Source organism: Paraburkholderia sp. (assembly GCF_034668105.1).
Classification (GTDB): domain Bacteria; phylum Pseudomonadota; class Gammaproteobacteria; order Burkholderiales; family Burkholderiaceae; genus Paraburkholderia.
The window spans coordinates 1-3515 of sequence record NZ_JAXDPY010000137.1; the positions used below are offsets into that span (position 1 = coordinate 1).

Below are 3515 nucleotides of genomic sequence, written 5' to 3' on the forward strand. Positions count from 1 at the left end.
GACACATCGATGGAAAGTCTGAAAACCGGCACCGATACCCTCTTCCTTCTGCTGGGTGCCGCGATGGTGCTGGCCATGCACGCGGGGTTTGCGTTTCTCGAACTCGGCACGGTCCGCAAGAAGAACCAGGTCAATGCGCTGGTCAAGATTCTGGTGGACTTCTCGGTCTCGACGATCGCGTATTTCTTCATCGGCTACACGATCGCCTACGGCGTGCAATTCTTCGGCAGCGCCGAGTCGCTGGCCGCGCACAACGGCTATGCGCTGGTGCGCTTCTTCTTCCTGCTGACCTTTGCGGCGGCGATTCCGGCGATCGTGTCGGGCGGCATCGCCGAGCGCTCGAAATTCAATCCGCAACTGTTCGCCACCTTCGTGCTGGTCGGCTTCGTCTATCCGTTCTTCGAAGGGATTGCGTGGAACGGCCGCTTCGGTGTCCAGCGCTGGCTCACCCAGGTATTCGGGGTGCCGTTTCACGACTTCGCCGGCTCGGTGGTGGTGCATGCATTCGGCGGCTGGGTGGCGTTGCCGGCTGTGCTGCTGCTCGGCGCGCGCCACGGCCGTTATCACCGCGACGGCGGGATCGCCGCGCATCCGCCGTCGAATATTCCGTTCCTCGCGTTGGGCGCATGGGTGCTGGCGGTCGGCTGGTTCGGCTTTAACGTGATGAGCGCGCAGACCGTCGACAAAATCAGCGGTCTCGTCGCCGTCAATTCACTGATGGCGATGGTGGGTGGCACGCTGACCGCCTGGCTGGCGGGCCGCAATGACCCGGGCTTCACGTACAACGGTCCGCTTGCCGGGCTGGTCGCGGTATGCGCGGGCTCCGACGTGATGCATCCGCTCGGCGCACTGGTAACGGGCGGGATTGCGGGCGTGCTGTTCGTCCAGATGTTTACCTGCGTGCAGAACCGCTGGCGCATCGACGACGTGCTCGGCGTCTGGCCGTTGCACGGTCTGTGCGGCGCGTGGGGCGGCCTCGCGGCCGGTATCTTCGGCTTGCAGGCGTTGGGCGGTCTGGGCGGCGTCTCGTTCGGCGCGCAGCTGGCCGGCACCTTGGGTGGCATCGTGGTGGCGACGCTCGGCGGCACGCTCGTCTACGGCGCGATTCGCCTGACGGTGGGCTTACGGCTCGACCAGGAAGACGAATACAACGGCGCGGATCTGTCGATCCACAAGATTTCGTCGACGCCGGAGCGCGAAAGCGTCGGCTGATGGCTTGGCCCGCTTGGCCCGCTTGGCCCGCAAAGCAGCGTTAGCGGCGCGCCGGATGTTTCGTGGCCGGCTCGCCGCCGAGCATGCCGAATTCGATCGGGCAGCGCGTGTAGAAGACCGCGACGTTACTCTCGCGGACCGCCTCGAACAACGCTTCGGCCTCCTCTTCGGTGACCGCGAAAATGACCTGCTGCGGTTGATCGGCCAGTTCGAAGAAGCGCGCGGCATGCCGTGCGCCCGCGTGGCCGATGCCTTCGGCGGCCGCCACCACGGTCGCGCCACGAATGCCGACGTGCTTCGCGATCGACAGCAGGCATTCCACCACCGATTGAGGTCCATGGCGCCGGTTCATCTCGGTATAGAACGTGAGCTGGTAGCCCTTCATCATGTCGGCCTCCCGTGCGGCCGCAGTCGAGTCCACGGCGAATGCTCGCCGATCCTCTCTTCATTGTAGGTCGCGCTCCCGGCGCGTCCCGCGGACCGCGGGGGCTCGCTCCCGTCTCCCTGGGCGCTCACGTTCCAACGCCCGCACCTGTCCCCCAATCGGCACGCCGATGCTAGACTTGCGCGCCGGAGATGGCATTCTCCTTTAACCGCCCTAGTGGCTGATGATGCCTGCATCGCCCGGCTGACTGCGGACGCGGCATCGCACGTCCCGTCAGCCCGGTTTGACGACCTTTTCGCTTCGCCAGGGCATTCCCATGTATTGGTCCATTCTCTCCGTCGGCATCGGCGGCGCGCTCGGCTCGCTGTTTCGCTGGTTTCTCGGCATCCGTTTGAACGGCGTGTTCGCCGGCTTGCCGCTCGGCACTTTCGCCGCCAATGTCATCGCCGGCTACGTGATCGGCGTCGCGGTCGCGGGGTTCGCGCGGGCGCCGCAGATCGCGCCCGAATGGCGGCTCTTCGTCATCACCGGTTTGATGGGCGGCCTGTCCACTTTCTCGACGTTCTCAGCGGAAGTCGTGCAGCGTCTGCAGGATGGGCGGCTCGGCTGGGCGGCCGGCGAAGTGGTGATTCACGTCGGCGCGTCGCTGCTGATGACCATCCTCGGCATCGCGACCGTTTCGCTGCTGGCGCGCTGAAAACGGCACGGCGCGCGCCGGCGTCTCACAGTCGCCCGGGACGCGGATCGGCCACGAAGCCGTCGCGATTGGGCATCACGACACGCGGCAGCGTGGCCGCGTCGAGCCGCGTATTCGCCGGCACGATACCGTTCTGGTTGAGCAGGTAGGCGCTCAGCGCGTACACCTCGTCGGCGGAAAGCGATTCGGGGGCGGTGTAGGGCATGGCGCGGCGGATGTAGTCGAACAACGTGGTCGCGTAGGGCCAGTAGCTACCCAAGGTGCGCTTCGGCTTTGCGCTGGCCAAGGTCCCCCGCCCGCCGACCAGTTGATCGCCGAGTCCACCCTCACCCTGCGCGCCGTGACACGCCGCGCATTTGGCGGCGAACAGGCGCGCGCCGCTCGCGACGTCGCCGCTGCCCGCCGGCAGGCCGTGGCCATCCGGCCCGACGTCGATGTTCCAGGCGGCGAGCGCCTGGTCCGTGAGCGGCGTGCCGATGCCGTACTGCGTTCCAGCGTTGAGCTCGCCGGGCGCGATCGACGAACAGGAAGCCAGCGCCGTGAGCGACAGGAGTGCGGCCAGCGCCAACGGCGCCGGCCTGCGTAGTGAATGGCGCTCACGCATTGCGCACCGCGCCGCTCGCATCGACACGCCATTGCTGGATCGCGTTGTAGCCTTCGAAGCCGGGCACGATCAGCCGCAACGGATAGCCATTTTCCGGGCGCAGGCGTTCGCCGTTTTGCGCATAGACCACGAGCGCGCGATCGAGTATCCGATCCAGCGGCAGGCTGCGCGTCATCGCCGCGGCGTCCGCGCCTTCGGCCAGGATCCAGCCACTACCGCTTGCGCTGCCACCCACAGTGACACCGCCCACCTCCTCCAGCAAGGTGGATAAACGCACCCCCGTCCATTCGCAACACGACAGCAAACCATGCGTGAGTTGCACCGGCATGCCGCTCGGGCCGTTCCATTCGCCGCCGGTATTGCCGGAACATTCGAGAAAATGGATGCGCGATTCGGACGGCAGGCGCAGCAGATCGTCGATCGTAAATAGCTTCGGCGTGCGCACCAGACCGTGTATCGCCAGCCGATGCTGATCCGGTCGATGTCGGGCACACCGCCGTGATGACGCTCGTAGACCAGACCGTTGGGCGTGAGCGAGCCGTGCAGGTCGGCCAACGGCGTCATCGAAGACGCCGCGCCAGGCAGCGGCCACACACGCGCGCTTCGCCGCACTACGT

4 protein-coding genes, 1 pseudogene and 1 riboswitch are annotated in these 3515 nt (G+C 66.5%); of the genes and pseudogenes, 2 read left to right on the forward strand and 3 right to left on the reverse strand.

The window, feature by feature from the left end; all coding sequences use genetic code 11:
- Nucleotides 1–9: 9 nt before the first annotated feature.
- A complete protein-coding gene (locus tag QOC89_RS06450; RefSeq protein WP_323044267.1) occupies nucleotides 10–1212 on the forward strand; it encodes an ammonium transporter in 1203 nt (400 codons plus the stop codon).
- A 40-nt stretch (nucleotides 1213–1252) separates the two neighbouring features.
- On the opposite strand, the gene QOC89_RS06455 is transcribed toward QOC89_RS06450, so the two are convergent.
- Nucleotides 1253–1600 (reverse strand): DUF190 domain-containing protein, encoded by a 348-nt coding sequence (locus QOC89_RS06455; RefSeq protein ID WP_323044264.1) that lies wholly within the window; start codon nucleotides 1598–1600, stop codon nucleotides 1253–1255.
- Between the two features lie 175 nt (nucleotides 1601–1775).
- Nucleotides 1776–1837: riboswitch (Fluoride riboswitch) on the forward strand.
- A 76-nt stretch (nucleotides 1838–1913) separates the two neighbouring features.
- Here QOC89_RS06455 and crcB point away from each other — a divergent pair.
- Complete coding sequence (crcB, locus tag QOC89_RS06460) at nucleotides 1914–2294, forward strand: fluoride efflux transporter CrcB (RefSeq protein ID WP_323044265.1); 381 nt, start codon at nucleotides 1914–1916, stop codon at nucleotides 2292–2294.
- Between the two features lie 25 nt (nucleotides 2295–2319).
- Here the strand turns inward: crcB and QOC89_RS06465 are convergent, their stop codons facing one another.
- Together QOC89_RS06465 and QOC89_RS06470 are read right to left on the reverse strand one after the other, a co-directional pair.
- Entirely contained in the window at nucleotides 2320–2898 is a 579-nt protein-coding gene (locus tag QOC89_RS06465; protein WP_323044266.1) for a cytochrome c, read from the reverse strand.
- A gap of 28 nt (nucleotides 2899–2926) precedes the next feature.
- Nucleotides 2927–3515 (reverse strand): annotated as a pseudogene (locus tag QOC89_RS06470) (molybdopterin-dependent oxidoreductase); the annotation flags it as partial.